Origin of the sequence: Streptomyces hokutonensis (genome assembly GCF_042751305.1) — a bacterium.
Classification (GTDB): Bacteria; Actinomycetota; Actinomycetes; order Streptomycetales; family Streptomycetaceae; genus Streptomyces; species Streptomyces hokutonensis_A.
Window position 1 is genome coordinate 362,600 of record NZ_JBHYWD010000007.1, and the last position, 18,381, is coordinate 380,980.

An 18,381-nucleotide genomic window follows, 5' to 3' on the forward strand; every position below is an offset into this window, starting at 1 on the left:
CGGACCCGGCCGACCCCTGTGGAACCCGAGCGGCTTCGCGCTCCCCACGGCGGGGCCCGAGTCGGCCCGGCCGCACCCGAGTCGGCCGAGCAGGACGCGGCGTCTCCGCACGCGACCCGGCGGGCACCCCGGAAGGAGACGCGCATCGTGGAGGCCGCCGTGCTGTGCGGCGCCGTACACGCGAAGGAGGCCGGGAGCCAGCCGCAGGCGGAAGCCGGGCCCCTGGTGGCGCCTCCCAGGAGGGCGACCTCCGTGCCGGGACCGATTCCCAACTCCTCGTCACCCGCGCCCACGCGCTGGGGATTCCGCATAGCGTCGCCGGCGAACCGACCCGCCAGGAAAGGACCCGCAAGCGTGACCGACCCGTTGCAGGACCCCCGGTTCTTCGCCGACCCCTATCCGACCTACGCGCGGCTGCGGAACGCGGCGCCGGTGCAGCAGGTGCCCACCGGTACGGCGGGGCGCGTCAGTTATCTGGTCACGGGGTACGCGGAGGCCCGGCAGGCGTTCGCCGACCCCCGGCTCTCCAAGAACACCGCGCGGTTCTTCGCCGGCCGGCTGTCCGACCGCGATCTCCATCCGGCGGTCTCGCAGAACATGCTGGCCACCGATCCCCCGGAGCACGCGCGGCTACGGGCCCTGGTGACCAAGGCGTTCAGCACCGGCGCCGTGGCGAAGCTGCGCCCCTGCATCGCCGGTCTCGTCGACGAACTGCTCGACGCCTGGCCGGAACACGGACCGGTGGACCTCGTCGCCGGCCTCGCCGTACCGCTGCCGGTCACCGTCATCTGCGAGATGCTGGCGGTGCCCGAAGCCGACCGCGGGCTGTTGCACACCTGGTCCGGTGAGCTGTTCGCCGCGGGAGATCCCCGGCGGATCGATGTCGCCTCGCAGGCCGTCGGCACGTACATGACGGACCTGGTCGCCGCCCGGCGCGCCTCCCCCGGCGAGAGTCTGCTCGACGATCTCATCGCGGTACGCGACGGCCAGGACCGGCTGACCGAGGACGAACTCGTGTCGCTCGCCGTGCTGTTGCTCGTGGCCGGGCATGAGACCACCACCAACTTCATCGGCAACGCGGCCCTGGCCCTCCTCCAACACCCAGAATCCCTGGCCCGGTTGAAGGCGCAGCCTGAGCTGTTCGGCACCACACTCGATGAGTTGCTGCGCTTCGACTCGCCGGTCGGGATCGCCACGTTCCGCTACAGCACCGAAGCGCTGACACTCGGCGGGACCGACATCCCCGCCGGCGTTCCGGTGCTCATCGCGCCCGGCGCCGCCAACCGCGACCCCACGCGATTCCCCGGCCCGGACCGCCTCGACCTCGACCGCGGTGCCACCGGGCACCTCGCGTTCGGCCACGGAATCCACCGCTGCCTCGGGGCACCGCTCGCACGGGCCGAGGGCGAACTGGCGCTGCGCGCCGTCTTCGCCCACTTCCCCGACGTACGGCTGGCCTGCCCCGTGGAGCAACTGGAGTGGCGGCACACGCGGTTGACGCGCGGCCTCACGTCCCTGCCGGTCGTCGTGTGACGTGGTGTCAACTCGCTCTGGCCGGACCCGAGTTGTCAACAGCCAGCGAGACGGCGAGCGTGCCCAGCACCGTACCCATCGCGTAGCGCTGCACCTTGAGCCAGGAGGGGCGGCGTTCGAGGAAGACGGCGATCGCGCCGGCCGCCAGGACGATGGCGAGGTTGACCGCGATGCTGACCACGATCTGGACCGAGCCGAGGACGAGGCCCTGGAGGAGGACGTGTCCCCTGTCCAGGTCGATGAACTGGGGAATGAGCGAGAGGTACATGATGGCGATCTTCGGGTTGAGCAGGTTCGTCATCAGGCCCATGGTGAACAGCCTGCGCGGTGAGTCGTGCGGTACGTCCTGCGGGGCGAAGACGGAGATCCCACCCGGCTTCAGGGCGTTCCAGGCCAGGTAGGCGAGGTATCCGGCGCCCGCGAGCTTCACCGCGAAGTACAGCTCGGGCACGGCGACGAAGAAGACCGACAGGCCCAGGTTCGCGGCGAGCAGGTACACCATGAAGCCGAGTGCCACCCCGCCGAGGGAGACCATCCCGGCACGCCTGCCCTGGGTGATGCTGCGGGAGACGAGATAGATCATGTTCGGGCCGGGGGTGAGCACCATGCCCAGAGCCACCGCCGTCACGCCGAGTATGCCGCTCAGTTCGACCATGCTCGGAGCGTATTCAAGACCAGCACCTCGATGCAATGTTTATATTGCACTCGGTGCAATTCAATGATTGGCTTGATTCCCGATCGAAAAGGCAAGAAGGCAAGAAGGCGAGAAAGCGAGAAGGGCGGGAGAACCGTGCGGGACTACCAGACCGTCGCCGACGCCGTGGCCGGGGAGATCAGGTCCGGCGCCCTCCGCCCCGGTGACCGGCTCCCCCCGCAGCGCGAGTTCGCCCGGCGGCACGGCATCGCCAACTCCACGGCCACGCGCGTGTACCGCGAACTGGCCCGCCGTGGCCTGACGGTGGGCGAGGTGGGCCGCGGCACCTTCGTCCGCGCGACGTCCACCGACCCGGCCGGCTCCGCCCCCGCCCTCACCGAACCCGCCGACGGCCGGCGCATCGACCTGGAACTCAACTACCCGGTCGTACCCGAGCAGAACGCGCTCCTCGCCGAGGGCCTGGGCAGTCTCCTGCGGCCCGACGCTCTCGGGGACGCCCTGCGGCCGGTCGGCACCTCCGGCTTCCCGGCCGCCCGCGAGTCCGCCGCCAACACGCTCGCCCGCGGCGGCTGGCGCCCGGACCCGGCACGGATCCTCTTCGCGGGCAACGGACGGCAGGCGATCGCAGCCGCCGTCACCGCACTCGTACCGCCGGGGGCGCGGCTCGGCGTGGAGGAGCTGACGTACCCCGTCGTCAAGGCCGTCGCCGCCCGCCTCGGCATCACCCTCGTCCCGCTGGCCATGGACGACGCCGGACTCGTCCCGGAGGCCGTGGAAGAGGCGCACGCCGCCGCCCCGCTGCACGCCGTCTACGTCCAGCCGAGGCTGCACAACCCGCTCTCGCTCACGATGCCCGCAGAGCGCGTCGAGCGGCTGGCCGAGGTACTGCTCGCGCTGGGCATCCCCGCGATCGAGGACACCATCTGGGCCTTCCTACGCGACGAACTGCCGCCGCTCGCCGCGTACGCCCCCGAACTGACCGTCCTGATCGACAGCCTGTCCAAGCGCGTCGCCCCCGGTCTGACCCTCGGGTTCGCGGTGGCGCCCGAGTCCCTGGCGGGCGGGATCGTCTCCGCCCTGCGGTCCGGCGGCTGCACCCCGGGCCGGTTCGCCCTGGAGGTGGCCCACCGCTGGCAGCAGGACGGCACGGTGCCGGCGCTGGTGGCGGCCAAACAGAAGGAAGCGGCCGTACGACAGGGGATCGCGGCCCGGCAGCTCGCCGGGTTCGCCGTGCGGAGCGACCCCCGCTCCTTCCACTGCTGGTGGCGACTGCCCCGCCCGTGGCGCGCGGACACCTTCGTCGCGGCGGCCGCGCGGCACGGCATCGGGGTCGTACCGGCCGCCGCGTTCACCGTCGGCCCCCACCACTCCCCCAACGCCGTCCGCCTCGGCCTCGCCACCCCCGACGCCGAGACGCTCTCCCGGGCCCTCGGCACCCTCGCCGGACTCGCCCGCTCCACACCGGAGGACCTCGTCACCGACTGACGTGGTGGCGTTGCCTAAGGTGGGTCGCCGTGGACCTCGGAGCAGTACGTACCTTCGTCGCCGTAGCGGAAGCGGGCCAGTTCCAGAAGGCCGCCGCCGATCTGTCGATCAGCCAGCAGGCCGTCTCCAAACGTGTCGCCGCGCTGGAACGCGCCCTCGGCGTGCGGCTGTTCACCCGTGCCCCGCGCGGCGCCGAACTCACCATCGACGGGCAGGCGTTCCTGCCCCACGCACGCGAACTGCTGCGCGCCGCGGAGCGCGCGAGCGCGTCCGTGCGCCCCGGCCACCGTCCGCTGCGCGTCGACGTGATCGCCTCGCGCGTCGCGCCGTCGGCCCTGATGCGCGACTTCCACCGGGCGCACCCCGAGACCGACCTCGACGTGGTGATGCTGTCCGACGTCGACACGGCCGTCGCCGCCATCCGGTCCGGCGCGATCGACGCGTCCTTCCGCGCCGTAGCCATGCCGGGCCACCCGCTGCCCGAGGACATCGAGTCCGTCCGGGTGCTCGACGAGCCGCACCAGCTCCTCACCGGCCCCGCCCACGCCCTGGCGGACGCCCGCTCGGTGACCCTCGCCGAGCTCACCGGGCACCGGATCTGGATGCCCGGCCTCGTCCCCGGAACCGAGTGGACCGCGTACTACGACGACCTCGTCGCCGAGTTCGGCCTCACCGTCGAGGCGACCGGCCCCAACTTCGGCTCCGACGCACTCCTCGACACCATCGCCGACACCCCGGCCCTGGCCACCTTCACCACCGCCAGGACCCGCCTCGTCTGGCCCCCCGACCACGACCTGCGCCGCATCCCGGTGACCGACCCGACGCCCGTCTACCCCCACTCACTCCTCTGGCACCGCGACAACCCCCACCCGGCACTCCCCGCCCTCCGCACCCACCTCGCCGGCACGGCGACCGACCAGGACACTGACGGGACTTGGGTACCGAGCTGGGTGACTCCGCGCTGACCCGAGCGCACCCCACCCACGCCCACCACACGGGAAAGTCCGCCCCGCCACTGCGCGCCCACCGCACCCACACGGCGACACCATCCTCCCGAACGAGTCGTACGGGCACATGTTCATGGGGTACAAGCCGCCCACTCACAAGCGGGACGGGGCGTTCCAGGTCGGCATCGAGACCGCGGGGCCCGGGGGACAGACTCCCGACCGCTGCAAGCACGGCCTGACGAGCAGCGAGAAGAACAGCAACCCGGTGAAGACCCTGGAGAAGGACTGGAAGTCCGAGCTGGCCGAGGCGAAGACGGACGAGGAGCAGGCGGCCCATTACCGGGACCTGATCCGCAGGCCCGGCGGCGCGTAAACCCGGCCCCGCCTGTGACGGAGTACGGTTGCACTACCGAGCGCACCTCGCACGCCGTCAGCCGTTTCGGCGTCGCCCTCGGGGAACGGCAAGGCCGGAACGTCTACGTGTCCGGCCGGAATCGAGCCGCCCCACATGAGTCTGATGAGTCTCGGAGTACTCGCCTCCTCCCGCAAGGAGAACGAGTTCCGGCTGCCCCTGCACCCCAGCCACCTCGAACGGATCGCCCCGGATCTCCGGGAGCGGATCTACCTCGAAGAGGGCTACGGCGAACGGTTCGGCGTCGCCGACGACGCGCTGCGACCACTCGTGGCGGGACTGCGATCCCGTGAGCGGCTGGTCGCCGAGTGCGACGTCATGCTGCTGCCCAAGCCCATGCACGACGACCTCGCCGAACTGCGCGAGGGCCAGGTGCTGTGGGGCTGGCCGCACTGTGTGCAGGACGAGAAGATGACGCAGATCGGCATCGACCGACGGCTGACCCTGATCGCCTGGGAAGCCATGAACCACTGGACGTCCACGGGTGCCTTCAGCGTCCATGTGTTCCACAAGAACAACGAGCTCGCCGGCTACTGCTCGGTGCTGCACGCCCTCCAGCTCGGCGGACTGACCGGCAGCTACGGCCGCCGGCTGCGGGCCTGCGTGATCAGCTTCGGCGCCACGGCGCGCGGCGCGGTCACCGGTCTGGGTGCGATGGGCGTCTCCGACGTCACGGTCCTCACCCAGCGGGCCGCGGCGGCCGTGGCCTCACCGATGCCGTCGGTCGTGATGGGCCACTTCCAGGAGCGGGCGGACGATCCCACGCGTCTGGAGGCCGTCACCGGGCTCGGGCCGGTGCCGCTCGGGCAGTACCTCGCCGGGTTCGACATCGTCGTCAACTGCGTCCTCCAGGACACCGACGCGCCGCTGATGTTCGTCAACGACGAGGAACTCGCCCTGTTCCGGCCGGGCACCTTCTTCATCGACGTGGCCTGCGACGAAGGCATGGGCTTCGCGTGGGCCCGCCCGAGCGGCTTCGGCGACCCGATGGCCACGGTCGGGAACGGCTGCCACTACTACGCGGTGGACCACAGCCCCTCCCACCTCTGGAACTCCGCCACTTGGGAGATCAGCGAGGCGATCCTGCCTTATCTGCGCAAGGTCATGAGCGGGCCCACGGCGTGGGACGAGGACGTCACGGTGCACAAGGCCATCGAGATCCGGGACGGAGTCGTCCAGAACCCGAAGATCCTCTCCTTCCAGCACCGTTCGGCCGCGTACCCGCACGCGGGCGTCTAGTCGCGGTTGACGCCGGCGGCCACCGCGTGGCCGATGAAGAGGTAGATCAGCGCGGGCAGGCCGTAGTTGACCACGGTCCGCCAGTCGGCCGAGTGGATGGTGAACAGGTTGTGCGACCAGCCGGACAGCCAGTTGGCCGCGTGGTGGACCCAGTCGACCGTGCTGTTCGCGGTGTTGGCGTCGAACAGGTAGAGGCCGATCCATAGGATCAGGATCAGTGCCGCGATGTCCGCGATGACGGAGATGACCGTCCCCGCGGGGCTTCCGCCGTAGCGTGTGGACATGCTCAACGGGTGGCCCGGAAAGCCGGGTTGAAACCTCCCGGCGCCAGGTGGCGTCAGCGGCGCGCCAGTTGGCGCTCGCCGCCTGCGCCGGGGCTGTAGGGCAGGCCGTAGTGCTTGAAGATCGCTTCCTCCTGGTCGGCGGGCAGCACGTCGTCGGTGCCCATCGAAGGAGCCTCTTTCACCAGGGCCTTGGAGTAGCCGACCTTGACGTAGTCCGGCCCCAGGATCGCCTCGTCCAGGGGGACGAAGGTGAGCCGGTGCCGCGTGGGCAGTCCGGTGCGGACCGTGGCCATGGCCGGCTCGTCGGTGGCGGTGTTCACGTAGACGGCCTCCAGCACACCGATCTTGTGGGCCTCGGCGTCCACGACATCGCGCTCGCGCCACTCCCGGACATCCGCTGCGTGCAGCATGTTCCCACTCCTTCTGTACGGTTCCCCGTGCTCCGGGTACCCGCGATGGGTCCCGTCATGGCTCCCGGTTGCCCCGCCGAGTCGATCGGTAACGTGAGGCGATCAACCGGCACTCGGCACTCGGCACTCGGGGGAAAGATGACCATCGATTCCGCACTCGTCGGCCGGCTGCTCGCCGCACAGTTCCCGCAGTGGGCCGAACTGCCACTGACCCTGGTGGACCAGGGCGGCGCGGACCACGTCATCCACCGCCTCGGCGAGACGATGTCCGTACGGCTGCCCCGCACAGCGGCTGGGCGGCCGGCGAGGCCGCCAAGCAGCACACCTGGCTACGGCACCTGGCCCCGCGTCTGCCGCTGCCCGTCCCGGAACCGCTGGGGCTCGGCACCCCGGACCGCGGCTACCCGTGGCACTGGTCCGTCACCCGCCGGCTGGACGGAACCACGGCCAGCGTCGAAGACCTCGCCGACCCGGACCTGACAGCCCGTCAACTGGCCGAATTCCTGGGGACACTGCACGAGATCCCGCCCGCCGGGACGCTGATCCCAGGTGTCCACCCCGAGCTGGTCCGCGCCCCGCCGGCCGACCGCGACGAGGCGACCCGGGCGGCGACGGAGGCGGTGGCCGGACTCTTCGAGGCCGCCGCGATGACCGAGGTCTGGGACAACGCGCTGCGCGCCCCCGCGTGGGACCGCGAACCGGTGTGGTGCCACGGCGACTTCCACACCGGCAACCTGCTCACCGTCGACGGCCGCCTCTCCGCCGTCATCGACTTCGGCGGCGTGGGCATGGGCGATCCGGCCTGCGACCTGGTCATCGCCTACACGCTGCTGTCGGCCACCACCCGCCCGGTCTTCCGCTCCGCCCTCGGCCTGGACGACGCGACCTGGACCCGAGGCATGGGCTGGGCCCTGGCCACCGGCCTGAACGCCTACACGAGTTACGCGGCCACCGAACCCCGCGTCGCCCGCCAGACCACTCGCCAGCTCACCGAGGTCCTCACCGAACACGCCGCGTCCCAGGCCTTTTGGCCGAAGGCCGGCAGCACCTCCCGCTCGAACAGCCGCAGACTCGACCACGCCAACTCCATCGGCATGCCCCGCACGGCGGATGGAACTGGGTGAAGGGCCTCGGCGCGGCGCAACTCCGCCAGGCAGTCCGCCGTACGGAAGGGCGCGGCCACGTCGTCCTGGGCCTGCCGGACCCGAGGGCACGAACCCGTCGGCGATACGGGCCGCCCGGCCGGTACGGCGCCGGTGTGACGCGTACCGTGCGCCCCCGGTAGCTGAACGGCTCCCCGGTGAACGCCGACTTGAGGGTGGTCACCACCTCGGTGACCCGCTTGGCCCGCTCGTTCAAAGGCACGCCGAACAACGCGAACTCCTCGCGCACACAACTGCCAACGACGATCAGATCGACGCGCCCCTGGCCGATGTCGTCGAGAACCGCCGTCTCCGACCTGGCCGACCGGATCACTGCCACAGCGGAGCCGGACGTTGCGGAAGCCGATGTTCCTCCAGGGGCTACCCGGGAGTAACCGCTTCGCCCTACGCTGCTGCCGCCACCAAGGCTCCAACTAGGCCACGGCGAATGGGACTTGAGACTCATGAAGGCGACAAGACGGCTGGCGGCACTGCTCGCCGGGACGGCCCTGCTGCTGACGGGGGCGGTCGGCAACGCCCACGCGGCGGCGCCGAAGTTCTCGGAGACGACGACGATCGGCACGCACAACGCGTACGAGAAGGACAAGTACACGTACTGGGCGCAGGCGTTGGACTCCGGGGCCTCGCTGCTCGAACTGGACGTCTATGTCGACAGCTTGAGCAAGCGGTGGCGGGTCAGCCACAGCGACCTGTTCGCCAACGACAACAACTGCGAGTACGCGAGCACCCCCGCCGACCTGTACAGCAAGGACCGCAACCAGGATCTCGGCAGCTGCCTGGACAACATGGCCGCCTGGAACACCCTGCACCCGGACCACGCGCCCATCATCGTCAAGGTCGAGATGAAGGTGGGCTTCAACCAGACCATCGGTCTCGGCCCGACCGCGTTCGACACCCTGGTCTCGCAGAAGCTCGGCAGCAGCGTCTACAAGCCGTCCGACCTGCTCGGCTCCTCGTACTCCACGCTCGACGCGGCGGCCAAGGCGAACGCGTGGCCCACCCGTGACGACCTCAAGGGCAAGTTCATCTTCGAACTGATCCCGGGCACGGTCGAGCAGGCCAACCCCTTCGACCACTACTGGACCGACCAGGAGTACGGCGACCATCTGCGCGACCTGTACGCGGCCGGCACGATCTCCCAGGCGCAGGCCTTCCCGGCCGTACTCGGCGCGGCGAACGGCGATCCGCGATCGACCCGTTGGACCTCGGACACCTCGATCCGCCCCTGGTTCGTCTTCTTCGACGGGGATGCGGCGACGTACGTCAACAACGGCTACGACACGTCGTTCTACTCCACGAACCACTACATCCTGATCATGACGGACGCGTACGCGGTGGCCCCGGCGATCTCCTCGACCGCCCCCACGGACGCGGAAGTAGCCGCCAAATTGGCACTGTTGGCCGCCGATCACGCAAGTGTGATCACCTCCGACTGGTCGTCGAAATCGGCATCGGTCCTGTCGTCGGTGGCCACCAGAAGCTGAGGTTCCGGATGCCCGGGGACCGGGCACAAGTCCCCCTATGTTGCATGGCATCGACGTGAGCGCGTACCAGTCCACGGCGTACAGCACGACCGGCTCCTCCTTCGTCTTCATCAAGGCGACGGAGGGCCGCTCGTACGTCAACCCGAGACTCACCGCCCAGACGAAGACGGGCCGTGACGCGGGACTGGTCGTCGGCTTCTACCACTTCCTGTGGCCCGGCGACATCACGGCCCAGGCGGAGTACTTCGTGAGCAAGGCCCCCGAAAAGGCAGGCGACCTCCTCGCCGTCGACTGGGAGACGACCGGCGACGGCACCCACGCCTCCAACGCGGAGAAGGACGGCTTCATCCGCAAGGTGAAGGCGTTGCGGCCGGACAACCGGGTGGTCCTCTACACGAACCGCAACTTCTGGCTGAACATCGACAAGACCTCCTACGCGGGCGACGGTCTGTGGATCGCCGACTACACGACGGCGGGCAAGCCCCGCATCGAGGCCGACTGGAAGTTCCACCAGTACACGTCCGACCCGCACGACAAGGACGTGGCCGACTTCGCGAGCAAGGCGGCCCTCCAGTCGTGGGCCAAGAGCGCCTGAGGCTCACTCGGCCCGGCGGCGGATCCCGGCCAGCAGCCGACGCACACCGGCCGCGTGGCCGCCGCTGCCGATGACGAGAAGGCGGTAGACGCGGCCTGCCGGACCCGGGAACACCGCCCGGGTCTCGGCCCGCAACCGGGTTCGCCCCGGCGCGAGTTCGTCGAGCCGGAAGACGAACGCGTAGGCCGAGAACCGGTGCGAGCCACGCAGAACCAGCTCTCCGCCCGGGGCCGCGCCGACCACCCGGAAGCCGGGGACGACCGAGCCCTCGGCGAGTGGCCGCGGCCCCGAGGCGGCACGGTCGGCGCACCCCACCAGCCGCGCGTAACGGGCCCACCCCGGGCGGGAGCAGGCACGGTCCAGCGTCTCGGTCAGGGCACGCCAGACCTCGTCGACGCCCGCCGCGACCACCGTCGCGTACTCGTCGACACGGGGCAGGGCACCGACCTCCACCAGGGCCTCCCTCAGCCTCCGAGCCGCGGTCCGACAACAACCGTAGAGGACAGGGGGAGCGGAGCTGTCACGCCCTGAAGTCGCCCGCCCGCTCCGGCGAAGCCTCCGCCAGCCCCTTCGTGATCGCGTCCACGCCCTCGCGCAGCCCGTACACCGGCGTCCCCGGCTGCTGGCGCCAGGAGTCGTCGAGGCTGCCCGCGTCGACCGTGTCGAAGCCGAGTTCGTCGATCAGGGCCCTGACCACGCGCTTCGCCGCCTCGTCGTCGCCGGCGACCGGGAGCGCGAGGCGGTCGGGGGCGCCGGCGGGGCGGTGTCGGTCCAGGATGTCCTGGGCGTAGGTGCCGTTGAAGGCCTTGATGACGGTGTGACCGATCCGCTCCGCCGTCCAGCGGCTCTCGGTGAGGCCGTCGTCGAGGATGGCGGCGATCCTGCCGTCGCGGCCGGGGTAGTAGTTGCCGGTGTCGATGACGGCGACGTTCTCGGCCGCGTCGTCGAACAGACCCTTCGGCAGGTTCGGTACGGCCTTCAACGGGACGGTGACCACGACGACCTCGGCCCCGCGCGCCGCCTCCTCGGCCGGTACGGGTGTCGCCCCCGTCTCCTCGGCCAGCGCGGTGAGCGTCTGCGGGCCGCGCGAGTTGGCGACCGAGACGTCGTGTCCGAGCGCGGTGAGCCGCCGGGTGAGGTTGCCGCCGATGTGTCCCGCGCCGATGATGCCGATCTTCATGACAGACCCTTCGCCGTTCCGGAATCGATGCACGCGCATGCGTTCTGGGGGCGAGAACCCCGGCCGGCCGACCGCTATTCCGGACCGCCGCCGTCCGGGTGACCCGACGGGACAACCGGGGCCCGCATGCCGAGCCACTGCTCCGCGCCCCAGGCCTCGAACCGCTCCACCTCCACGAACCCCAGCTTCGCCGCGAGCCGCATCGAGCGGGCGTTGGCGGTCTGGGTGGTGAGCATCACCGGCTCTCCGGGGAGCACTCCGGCGAGCCAGTCGAGTGCCGCCGCGCACGCCTCGGCCGCGTACCCGAATCCCCACGCCCGCGGCAGGAACAGATAGCCGAGGTCGGCCCTCCCCTCGGCGGCCGGCCGGCTGTGCGCCGTCGCTGTCGTTCTCCTGAGCAGGATGTGCCCGATCATCACGTCGTCGAGCTCGACGACGAAGGCCCCCGGCCACCGGGCGGGGACCGCGGGCACCTCCCGCTCCAGCTCGGCCCGCGGCCGGGCGCCGCCGAGATAGGTGTGCGCCTCGGGCGAGGCGAGCAGTTCGACGAACACTGCCCGGTCCCGCGCCTCGGACTCACGGAGCAGCAGCCTCTCGGTCCTGATCGGCTCGGGCGGCCAGGCCACGTTTCCCAGATCTTCCATCGCCGCACGCTAACAGGCGGGAAACGGAAGGGGCGCCCGTCCACCGAAGGACGGGCGCCCCTTCAACTCGGGTCACTCCCGGGTCACTTGTTCAGGTGGGCCCAGAACTCGTCGAACGACAGGACCTTGTCCCCGTTGAGGTCCCGTGTCTTGATGATGGCCTCGGCGACCGACTCGGTCACGTTCCAGTCGCCTCCCTGTGCCAGGGCGGTCTTGAACTCGACCGCGGTGATGAAGCCGTCACCGTCCGTGTCGATCCGCTGGAAATGCTTGCGTGCTTCCTCGATGTCCGCCACCGGATCCGCCCCTTCGTAACGCTTTACCGCCTGTTGACGGAGGCCAGATTAACCGGCCGCCCGCGCGCGCAGTGCGGCGACCACCCACGCGAACTCCTCACGGTGCGCTCCCGCGGGCCCGGAGCCCTTCACCGTGGACAGCAACTCCCGGTACCGGGCGAGCCGGTCGTTGGCCGCGGACTCCATCCGTTCGAGCACGACGGCCGGGTCGCCGCCGTCCCCCAGCACCTCCCGTACGATCTCCGCCGCCTCCGGCGACTCGGGGGCGATACCCCGCTGCCGCGCCTCCCCGCCCAGCTGCACCAGCCGCATCGGGAACCAGGTGGACCGGCCGCGGACGGCGGCGCGCTCCTGGTCCGACGCGTTGAACTCCATCGCCCTGCGCATCTGCGCCCGGAACTCCGGGTCCTGCACCATTTCCGCCAACTCCACCCAGGCGTCTACCTGTTCGGGGGTCGGGTCGTCCGGCAGGTCCACCGCGATGGTGCGCATCCGCTCCTCGATGGACGGATCCACGGTGTCGAGGCCGTGGAACAGCTCGTCCACGAACTCCTCCATGATCCGCCTGCGTTCGGCTGCCGACAGCCGTGCCAGTTTGTTCATGAGTGTCATCTCCTCCGCGGTCGAACCGCGTCGCGCCACGGTCGACAGCACCGCCCTGGTCACCCTCAGCGCACGGATCTGCGCGTCCAGCGCCACCACATGGGCGGCGGCCACCTCAGCGACCGTCGTCTCGCCCGCCAGCACCTTGCGTACGTCGTCCAGGCCGAGGCCCAACTCCCGCAGGGTGCGGACCAGTTCGAGGCGGGCGGCGCTCTCGGCGTCGTAGAGCCGATAGCCGCCGGCGGAGCGGGTCACCGGGGTGAGGACGCCCTCGTCCGACCAGTAGCGGATGGTGCGCACGGTCAGTCCGGTGGCCCTGGCCAGCTCCCCGATGGTGAGCAGTGCGGTGCCGTCGTCGATCATGTCGTGAGTGTGGGCCTTCCAGTGGGTGGAGACTCAAGGAGTGCGAGGAGCACGGTGATGGAGACTCTCCGGGACATTCTCGACGCGGCGGCGCGGGGTGTCCTCCCGCCGCCGGACGGCCGTACGACCGTCGTGCCGCAGGCGTCCGAGCGGGACGCCGGGGTGCTCGCCTTCACGGCCCATGCGGTGGTCTTCGTCGACGAGGACCCGGAGTGGGTCTACGACACCCTGGCCGCCGTTCCGTGCGACGCGCTCGCGGCGCCGATGAACCCGCGGTTCCTGGCGGCCCTGCTCGACCGGACGGGCCGTACGGCGGAGACCGTCGACGCGATGCTCGTGGGCGCCCCGCTGCCGGGCGAACCGCCGCTCCCGCTCAAGGAGATCACGGACGGCGACCACCCGAGGATCGTGTACGCCCGCGGCCGGCGCGACGACGTACGCGCGTGGACTACGGAGGGCGGGCTGGTGGTGATGGGTCGCGGGATCGCGGGGCGGCTGGAGGTCTCGGTCGAGATCGAGGAGGGCGTACGGCACCGGGGGCTGGGGCGCTCGCTGGTGGCCGCCGCGCGGCAGCTGGCCGACGAGCCGCTGTGGGCGCAGGTGGCCCCGGGGAACGCCCGCAGCATGCGGGCGTTCCTGGCGGCGGGCTACCGTCCGGTGGGTGCGGAGGCGCTGCTGCTCAGCGCGCGCTGAGCAGCGTCAGTGCCACGGCTGGTAGTACGGGTTGCTCTCGCAGTCGCTCATGATCTCGACCTTGGTCTTCTTGTCGACCGGGCAGACGCCGATGATGTACTGCCGCTTGATGCCGCCGGGGAAGGCGACCTCGACCTGGTCGGCCCACTTGTGGGTGTCGCCGATGGTCCTGTTGACGTCGACGCCGCCGGGGGCGTCGACGTAGTAGTTGTAGCCCGACTTGTACCAGGTCTTGTACAGGTCGTGGTCGTAGGTCGTCGAGACGTACGGCGAAGGCTGGTTGACGAGGACGTACTTCTCGATGTCGTACTGCCCGTTGACGACGTCCTTGGGCAGGAAGCCCTGCTCGAAGACGACCGCCGGGCCGCGGCTGTCGCTGCGGTAGAGGGTGCCGCAGCTGGTGCGCCAGACCGGGTCCGGGGTGATGCGGGAGATGTCCACGCGGTCGTCGGCGGCGGCCATCGCCGGGTCGGCGACCACGGGACAGGCGGGCGCGGCGGCCCTGACCGGTGTGCGGGCGGTGTGAACGGGGGCGGTGGCGGCGGTCGTGGCGAAGACCGCCGCGAGCGACAGGACGGCGGCAGCGGTCCGCCGCCGCAGATGCAGGGTGATCATGCGGGGCACGATCCCGGTTCCACGGCGGCGGACTGTGGATCATCACCCGTACGGGGGCGTGTCCAACTGACCGGCGGTCAAGGCGATTTCAGCGGAAGATGCCGGTGTGGCCGAGCGAGTAGCGGCCGGGCTGCGGGTAGACGGCGAGGCCGTGCGGGCCGCCGCCGACCTTGATGCGGGCGAGCTGCGTGCCGGTGCGGGTGTCGATGGCGTACACCTCGGAGTTGTAGCGGCCGGACAGCCACAGCACCTTGCCGTCGGCCGAGACGCCGCCCATGTCGGGGCTGCCGCCGTTGGGCAGATGCCACTTCTTGGTCAGCCTGTTCTTCGTGAAGTCGAAGATGGAGATGGAGCCTTCGCCCCGGTTGGAGATGTACATCTCGCGCGAGTCCCGGCTGATGTACAGGCCGTGGCAGCCCTTGCCGGTGGGCAGGAAGTCCGGCTTGGCGAAGGTGTCGCCGTTCAGCACCCACATGCCGTTGGCCATCATGTCGGCGATGTAGAACCGCTTGCCGTCGGGCGAGATCTTGACGTCCTGCGGCATCGACCCGTGGAACGGCAGTTTCTGCTGGCCGATCACCTTCATCTGCTCGGTGTCGACCTTGAGCAGTTCGCCGCTGAACTCGCAGGAGACGATGAAGTAGCGCCCGTCCGTGGAGAAGTCGGCGTGGTTGACGCCGTAGCAGCTGACCGGAACCGCCTTCACCGTCTTCATGGTGTGCGCGTCCCGGAACACCAGCTGCCGGTCGAGGGAGGCCATGACGATCGCGTACTTGCCGTTGGGCGTGAAGTACAGGTTGTACGGGTCGTGCACGTCAACCGGATTGCCCGCCCTGCCCGTTCGCGGGTCGATCGGCGTGAGGGTGTTGCCGCGGTCGTTGTTGACCCACAGGGTCTTCAAGTCCCAGGAGGGGACGACGTGTTGGGGCTGGACTCCGACCGGGATGGTCTCGATGACCTTGTACGTCCTCGGGTCGATCACCGAGACCGTGTTGGAGCCGGTGTTGGGGACGTAGACCCGGGACGGGAAGTCCCTTACCACCGGGGAGAGTTGGCCCGGCCGGTCGGCCGCGTACACGTCGGCGGGGTCGAGTACCGGCGGCATGCCCGGCAACCCCTTTGACATCTGGGGCTGTTGCTTCTTCTGCGGCTGGAGGGCGGCCTTGGTGCCGAGGGCCTCGTCGGCGTGGTCCTGCGAGCCGCAGCCGGCGAGGGCGGCCAGTGCGGCGAGGGCGGCGCCGGTGACCAGGGCGCGGGTGAGGGGGGTGGGTCGCATCAGCTCAGCAGCTCCGTGGTCGTCACCGCGCGCAGTCCGCGGCGGTCGAGTTCTTGCAGTACGGCGGGGAGCGCGGCGACCGTGCCGGCGTACCCGAAGTGCATGCTCACGACCGATCCGTCGCGGACCTCGGCGAGCACCTTGCGGGTGATGGCAGGGGCGCCGGGCTCGGTGAAGTCGAGGGAGTCGACGTCGTAGGACAGCACGTGCGGGTAGCCCACGCGGTGGGCCAGGCGCTGGACGAGGGGGGACGCGGCCGGGGCGCGCGAGGGCCTGAACCAGGTGCCGATCGAGCCGGTGAGCCGCTTGAGGCGGTCGGCACAGCCGGTGATCTCGGCCAGCGCGTCGGCCTCGGACAGGGTGTTGACGGCGATGTGCCGCTGGGTGTGGTTGCCGAGGTCGTGGCCGCCGTCGAGGATGCGGCGGGCCATCTCGGGGTGGGTGTCGAGCCAGGTGCCGACGGCGAGAACGGTGACGCGGGCGCCGTGTTTCTCCGCCTCGGCGAGGAGCGCGGTGGCGATCCTGGGGTCGCCCTGGCCGTGGAAGGTGAGCGCGATCCGGGGGCGGTCGCGGGGTCCGTGGGTGATCTGCGCGGGCTGCCGGGGGAAGGCGCGCGGGGCAGGGGCGGTGAGCGGGGTCGCCTTGGCGGCGGGGGTGCGGGCGGGCGCGACGGAGGTGCGGGCGGGCGCGGCGGGGGCTGCGGCGGGGCCGGTCGTGGCACATCCGGCGGCGAGTGCGCCCCCGGCGACGAGCCCGGCACCCGCACGCAACGCCGTACGGCGGTCGGTCGTGGTCACCCGGTCCATTTAAGGGGCGTCGAGTAAGAAAGCGGGGCATTAACCCGATCGAGGGACCCTCACGGGTCGCGTCTCGAACAGGGGTCCTACGACAGTTTTCGCATGGGGCCCACGACCGTTCTCAACGGTCGGCGACCCGCATCTCGAACCAGGTCGTCTTGCCCCTCGGCAGCAGATCGACGCCCCAGCGGTCGGAGAGTTTGTCGACGAGGAAGAGGCCGCGGCCGCTCAGGTCCATCTCCTGAACCGGCATCAGACAGGGCAGGCCTCTGGAGGGGTCGCGGACCTCGACGCGGATCCAGCCGCGGCGGCGCCTCATCCGCAGTCCGAACACCCGGGCGCCCGTGTGCCGTACGGCGTTTCCGACCAGTTCCGAAACCAGCAGGACGGCGTCCTCGGTCATTTTCGGGCTGAGCCCCCAGTGCCGCAGAACGACGATCTGGGTGAGCCGGCGGGCCGCGGCGGCGGACTCGGGGCGGGAGGGGAGCGGAACCTCCGCCTCCGTCGGATCGCCGAACAACTCGATCGCTTTGAGTGCCCGCTCGTCCTCGACCGCAGGCGACCAGCGCGCCGCGGTCGCACGGCCTTGTCCCCGCGGCTGTCCGATACCTTCCAGCCCCGCCATGCGTCCATCATGGCCGCCACGGACGGCCTCCGGGGCGGTTCCGGAGGAATACGCCCCCCGGAAGCACCCGTTCCGCGACATCCGGTTGACATATGCCAAGGGCATTTCGGCGTCGGCCACAACCCCTCCGACCTGCGGTGAAGGCTCTGTTGGCGGCAATCGACAGGCTCCCTCGACAAGGCAGGCTTAAGGTTACCTTAAGGTTCCCATAAACCATCCCGTCGAGGTACCTGTATGAGACGTCGCGTCAATTGCAAGTGGCTGAGCGGTATTTGACCGTCCGGTTCAGCGGAACTTGGCCTTGCCGGGGCCCTCTTCGACGAAACTGCGCATCCCGATCTCACGGTCCTCGGTCGCGAACAGCCCCGCGAACCAGGTCCGTTCGACCGCGAGCCCGGTCTCGATGTCCGTCTCCAGACCGGTGTCGATCGCTTCCTTCGCCGCACGGAGCGCGATCGCCGGTCCCTGCGCGAGCTTCGCCGCCCACGCGTGCGCCTCGGTGTACACCTCGGCGGCCGGCACCAGCCGGTCCACCAGGCCGAGTTGGAGTGCCTCGTCGGCCTTGACCATACGGCCGGTGAAGATCAGGTCCTTCGCCTTCGACGGGCCGATCAGCCGGGCCAGCCGCTGGGTGCCGCCAGCACCCGGAATCAGGCCGAGCAGGATCTCCGGCTGCCCCAGCTTGGCGTTGTCCGCCGCGATCCGGAAGTCCGCGCACAGCGCCAACTCGCAGCCCCCGCCCAGCGCGTAGCCGGTGACGGCCGCGACCACCGGCTTGGGGATACGGGCCACCGCGGTGAAGGAATCCTGCAGCGCGCGCGACCGCACGACCATCGCCGCGTGGTCCATACGCTGCATCTCCTTGATGTCCGCGCCCGCCGCGAACACCTTCTCCCCGCCGTAGACGACCACGGCCCGCACATCGTCACGCCGTGTCGCCTCCTCGGCGAGCTCCTTGAGACGGTCCTGGGTGGCGGTGTCCAGCGCGTTCATCGGCGGGCGGTCGAGGCGGATGGTGCCGACGCCCTCGGCGACTTCGAGATTCACGGTCATGCCGGAAGGTTAACGCGCGCTAACGACAA

22 protein-coding genes and 1 pseudogene are annotated in these 18,381 nt (G+C 70.5%); 9 read left to right on the top strand and 14 right to left on the bottom strand.

All coding sequences use genetic code 11. From position 1 onward, the window contains the following. The first annotated feature begins 354 nt into the window (after positions 1-354). Positions 355-1,533: a cytochrome P450 family protein gene (locus ACFXC1_RS21365; protein ID WP_381244807.1), complete on the top strand. Its 1,179-nt coding sequence runs from the start codon at positions 355-357 to the stop codon at positions 1,531-1,533. A gap of 7 nt (positions 1,534-1,540) precedes the next feature. On the opposite strand, the gene ACFXC1_RS21370 is transcribed toward ACFXC1_RS21365, so the two are convergent. Beyond that, on the bottom strand, positions 1,541-2,188 hold the full coding sequence (locus ACFXC1_RS21370; RefSeq protein ID WP_381244808.1) for a LysE family translocator: 648 nt from the start codon (positions 2,186-2,188) through the stop codon (positions 1,541-1,543). Between the two features lie 135 nt (positions 2,189-2,323). Between ACFXC1_RS21370 and ACFXC1_RS21375 the strand changes: the two genes are divergently transcribed. From ACFXC1_RS21375 to ACFXC1_RS21390, 4 genes are all read left to right on the top strand, one after another. Further along, positions 2,324-3,673 carry an aminotransferase-like domain-containing protein gene (locus ACFXC1_RS21375; RefSeq protein WP_381244810.1) on the top strand — a complete coding sequence of 450 codons (1,350 nt, stop codon included), beginning with the start codon at positions 2,324-2,326 and terminating at the stop codon, positions 3,671-3,673. Positions 3,674-3,702: 29 nt separating this feature from the next. Beyond that, a complete protein-coding gene (locus tag ACFXC1_RS21380) occupies positions 3,703-4,638 on the top strand; it encodes a LysR family transcriptional regulator (RefSeq protein ID WP_381244812.1) in 936 nt (311 codons plus the stop codon). An 82-nt stretch (positions 4,639-4,720) separates the two neighbouring features. After that, positions 4,721-4,993, top strand: coding sequence for a hypothetical protein (locus tag ACFXC1_RS21385; RefSeq protein ID WP_381244968.1), 273 nt, complete (start codon positions 4,721-4,723; stop codon positions 4,991-4,993). 135 nt (positions 4,994-5,128) lie between these two features. Beyond that, positions 5,129-6,271: a N(5)-(carboxyethyl)ornithine synthase gene (locus ACFXC1_RS21390; RefSeq protein ID WP_381244813.1), complete on the top strand. Its 1,143-nt coding sequence runs from the start codon at positions 5,129-5,131 to the stop codon at positions 6,269-6,271. Here ACFXC1_RS21390 and ACFXC1_RS21395 read toward each other — a convergent pair. Further along, complete coding sequence (locus ACFXC1_RS21395) at positions 6,268-6,555, bottom strand: hypothetical protein (protein ID WP_381244814.1); 288 nt, start codon at positions 6,553-6,555, stop codon at positions 6,268-6,270. The two genes, ACFXC1_RS21390 and ACFXC1_RS21395, sit on opposite strands and share 4 nt — an antisense overlap. Before the next feature lie 53 nt (positions 6,556-6,608). Continuing rightward, positions 6,609-6,965 (bottom strand): PRC-barrel domain-containing protein, encoded by a 357-nt coding sequence (locus ACFXC1_RS21400; protein ID WP_381244816.1) that lies wholly within the window; start codon positions 6,963-6,965, stop codon positions 6,609-6,611. 138 nt (positions 6,966-7,103) lie between these two features. Between ACFXC1_RS21400 and ACFXC1_RS21405 the strand changes: the two are divergent. Beyond that, positions 7,104-7,966, top strand: a pseudogene (locus ACFXC1_RS21405) (aminoglycoside phosphotransferase family protein); the annotation flags it as partial. Here ACFXC1_RS21405 and ACFXC1_RS21410 read toward each other — a convergent pair. Then, a complete protein-coding gene (locus ACFXC1_RS21410; protein WP_381244817.1) occupies positions 7,965-8,573 on the bottom strand; it encodes an LLM class flavin-dependent oxidoreductase in 609 nt (202 codons plus the stop codon). The pseudogene ACFXC1_RS21405 and the gene ACFXC1_RS21410 sit on opposite strands and share 2 nt — an antisense overlap. Between ACFXC1_RS21410 and ACFXC1_RS21415 the strand changes: the two genes are divergently transcribed. After that, complete coding sequence (locus tag ACFXC1_RS21415) at positions 8,572-9,612, top strand: phosphatidylinositol-specific phospholipase C domain-containing protein (protein ID WP_381244819.1); 1,041 nt, start codon at positions 8,572-8,574, stop codon at positions 9,610-9,612. The two genes, ACFXC1_RS21410 and ACFXC1_RS21415, sit on opposite strands and share 2 nt — an antisense overlap. Before the next feature lie 37 nt (positions 9,613-9,649). Beyond that, positions 9,650-10,207, top strand: coding sequence for a GH25 family lysozyme (locus tag ACFXC1_RS21420; protein WP_381244820.1), 558 nt, complete (start codon positions 9,650-9,652; stop codon positions 10,205-10,207). Between the two features lie 3 nt (positions 10,208-10,210). Here ACFXC1_RS21420 and ACFXC1_RS21425 read toward each other — a convergent pair whose 3' ends face one another. The 5 genes from ACFXC1_RS21425 to ACFXC1_RS21445 all read right to left on the bottom strand — a co-directional run bounded on the left by ACFXC1_RS21425 (position 10,211) and on the right by ACFXC1_RS21445 (position 13,293). Next, a complete protein-coding gene (locus ACFXC1_RS21425) occupies positions 10,211-10,660 on the bottom strand; it encodes a hypothetical protein (protein WP_381244821.1) in 450 nt (149 codons plus the stop codon). A gap of 67 nt (positions 10,661-10,727) precedes the next feature. Then, positions 10,728-11,387 (bottom strand): NADPH-dependent F420 reductase, encoded by a 660-nt coding sequence (locus ACFXC1_RS21430; RefSeq protein ID WP_381244823.1) that lies wholly within the window; start codon positions 11,385-11,387, stop codon positions 10,728-10,730. Between the two features lie 74 nt (positions 11,388-11,461). Further along, on the bottom strand, positions 11,462-12,031 hold the full coding sequence (locus tag ACFXC1_RS21435; RefSeq protein WP_381244825.1) for a GNAT family N-acetyltransferase: 570 nt from the start codon (positions 12,029-12,031) through the stop codon (positions 11,462-11,464). A gap of 83 nt (positions 12,032-12,114) precedes the next feature. Beyond that, a complete protein-coding gene (locus tag ACFXC1_RS21440) occupies positions 12,115-12,327 on the bottom strand; it encodes an EF-hand domain-containing protein (RefSeq protein WP_381244827.1) in 213 nt (70 codons plus the stop codon). Positions 12,328-12,375: 48 nt separating this feature from the next. Further along, entirely contained in the window at positions 12,376-13,293 is a 918-nt protein-coding gene (locus ACFXC1_RS21445; RefSeq protein ID WP_381244829.1) for a MerR family transcriptional regulator, read from the bottom strand. Between the two features lie 57 nt (positions 13,294-13,350). Between ACFXC1_RS21445 and ACFXC1_RS21450 the strand changes: the two genes are divergently transcribed. Next, the gene (locus ACFXC1_RS21450; protein WP_381244831.1) at positions 13,351-13,986 is read left to right on the top strand and encodes a GNAT family N-acetyltransferase; all 636 of its coding nucleotides are present in this window, start codon (positions 13,351-13,353) and stop codon (positions 13,984-13,986) included. A gap of 6 nt (positions 13,987-13,992) precedes the next feature. Here the strand turns inward: ACFXC1_RS21450 and ACFXC1_RS21455 are convergent, their stop codons facing one another. The 5 genes from ACFXC1_RS21455 to ACFXC1_RS21475 all read right to left on the bottom strand — a co-directional run bounded on the left by ACFXC1_RS21455 (position 13,993) and on the right by ACFXC1_RS21475 (position 18,352). Continuing rightward, positions 13,993-14,601, bottom strand: coding sequence for an ADP-ribosyltransferase (locus ACFXC1_RS21455; protein WP_381244833.1), 609 nt, complete (start codon positions 14,599-14,601; stop codon positions 13,993-13,995). An 88-nt stretch (positions 14,602-14,689) separates the two neighbouring features. After that, complete coding sequence (locus ACFXC1_RS21460) at positions 14,690-15,877, bottom strand: YVTN family beta-propeller repeat protein (RefSeq protein WP_381244835.1); 1,188 nt, start codon at positions 15,875-15,877, stop codon at positions 14,690-14,692. Continuing rightward, positions 15,877-16,683 carry a polysaccharide deacetylase family protein gene (locus ACFXC1_RS21465; RefSeq protein ID WP_381244837.1) on the bottom strand — a complete coding sequence of 269 codons (807 nt, stop codon included), beginning with the start codon at positions 16,681-16,683 and terminating at the stop codon, positions 15,877-15,879. Before ACFXC1_RS21465 ends, ACFXC1_RS21460 begins: the two co-directional genes overlap by 1 nt. 112 nt (positions 16,684-16,795) lie before the next feature. Next, positions 16,796-17,299, bottom strand: a complete 504-nt coding sequence (locus ACFXC1_RS21470; protein ID WP_381244839.1) for an ATP-binding protein — start codon at positions 17,297-17,299, stop codon at positions 16,796-16,798. 285 nt (positions 17,300-17,584) lie between these two features. Next, the gene (locus ACFXC1_RS21475; protein ID WP_381244841.1) at positions 17,585-18,352 is read right to left on the bottom strand and encodes an enoyl-CoA hydratase/isomerase family protein; all 768 of its coding nucleotides are present in this window, start codon (positions 18,350-18,352) and stop codon (positions 17,585-17,587) included. Between the last annotated feature and the right edge of the window lie 29 nt (positions 18,353-18,381).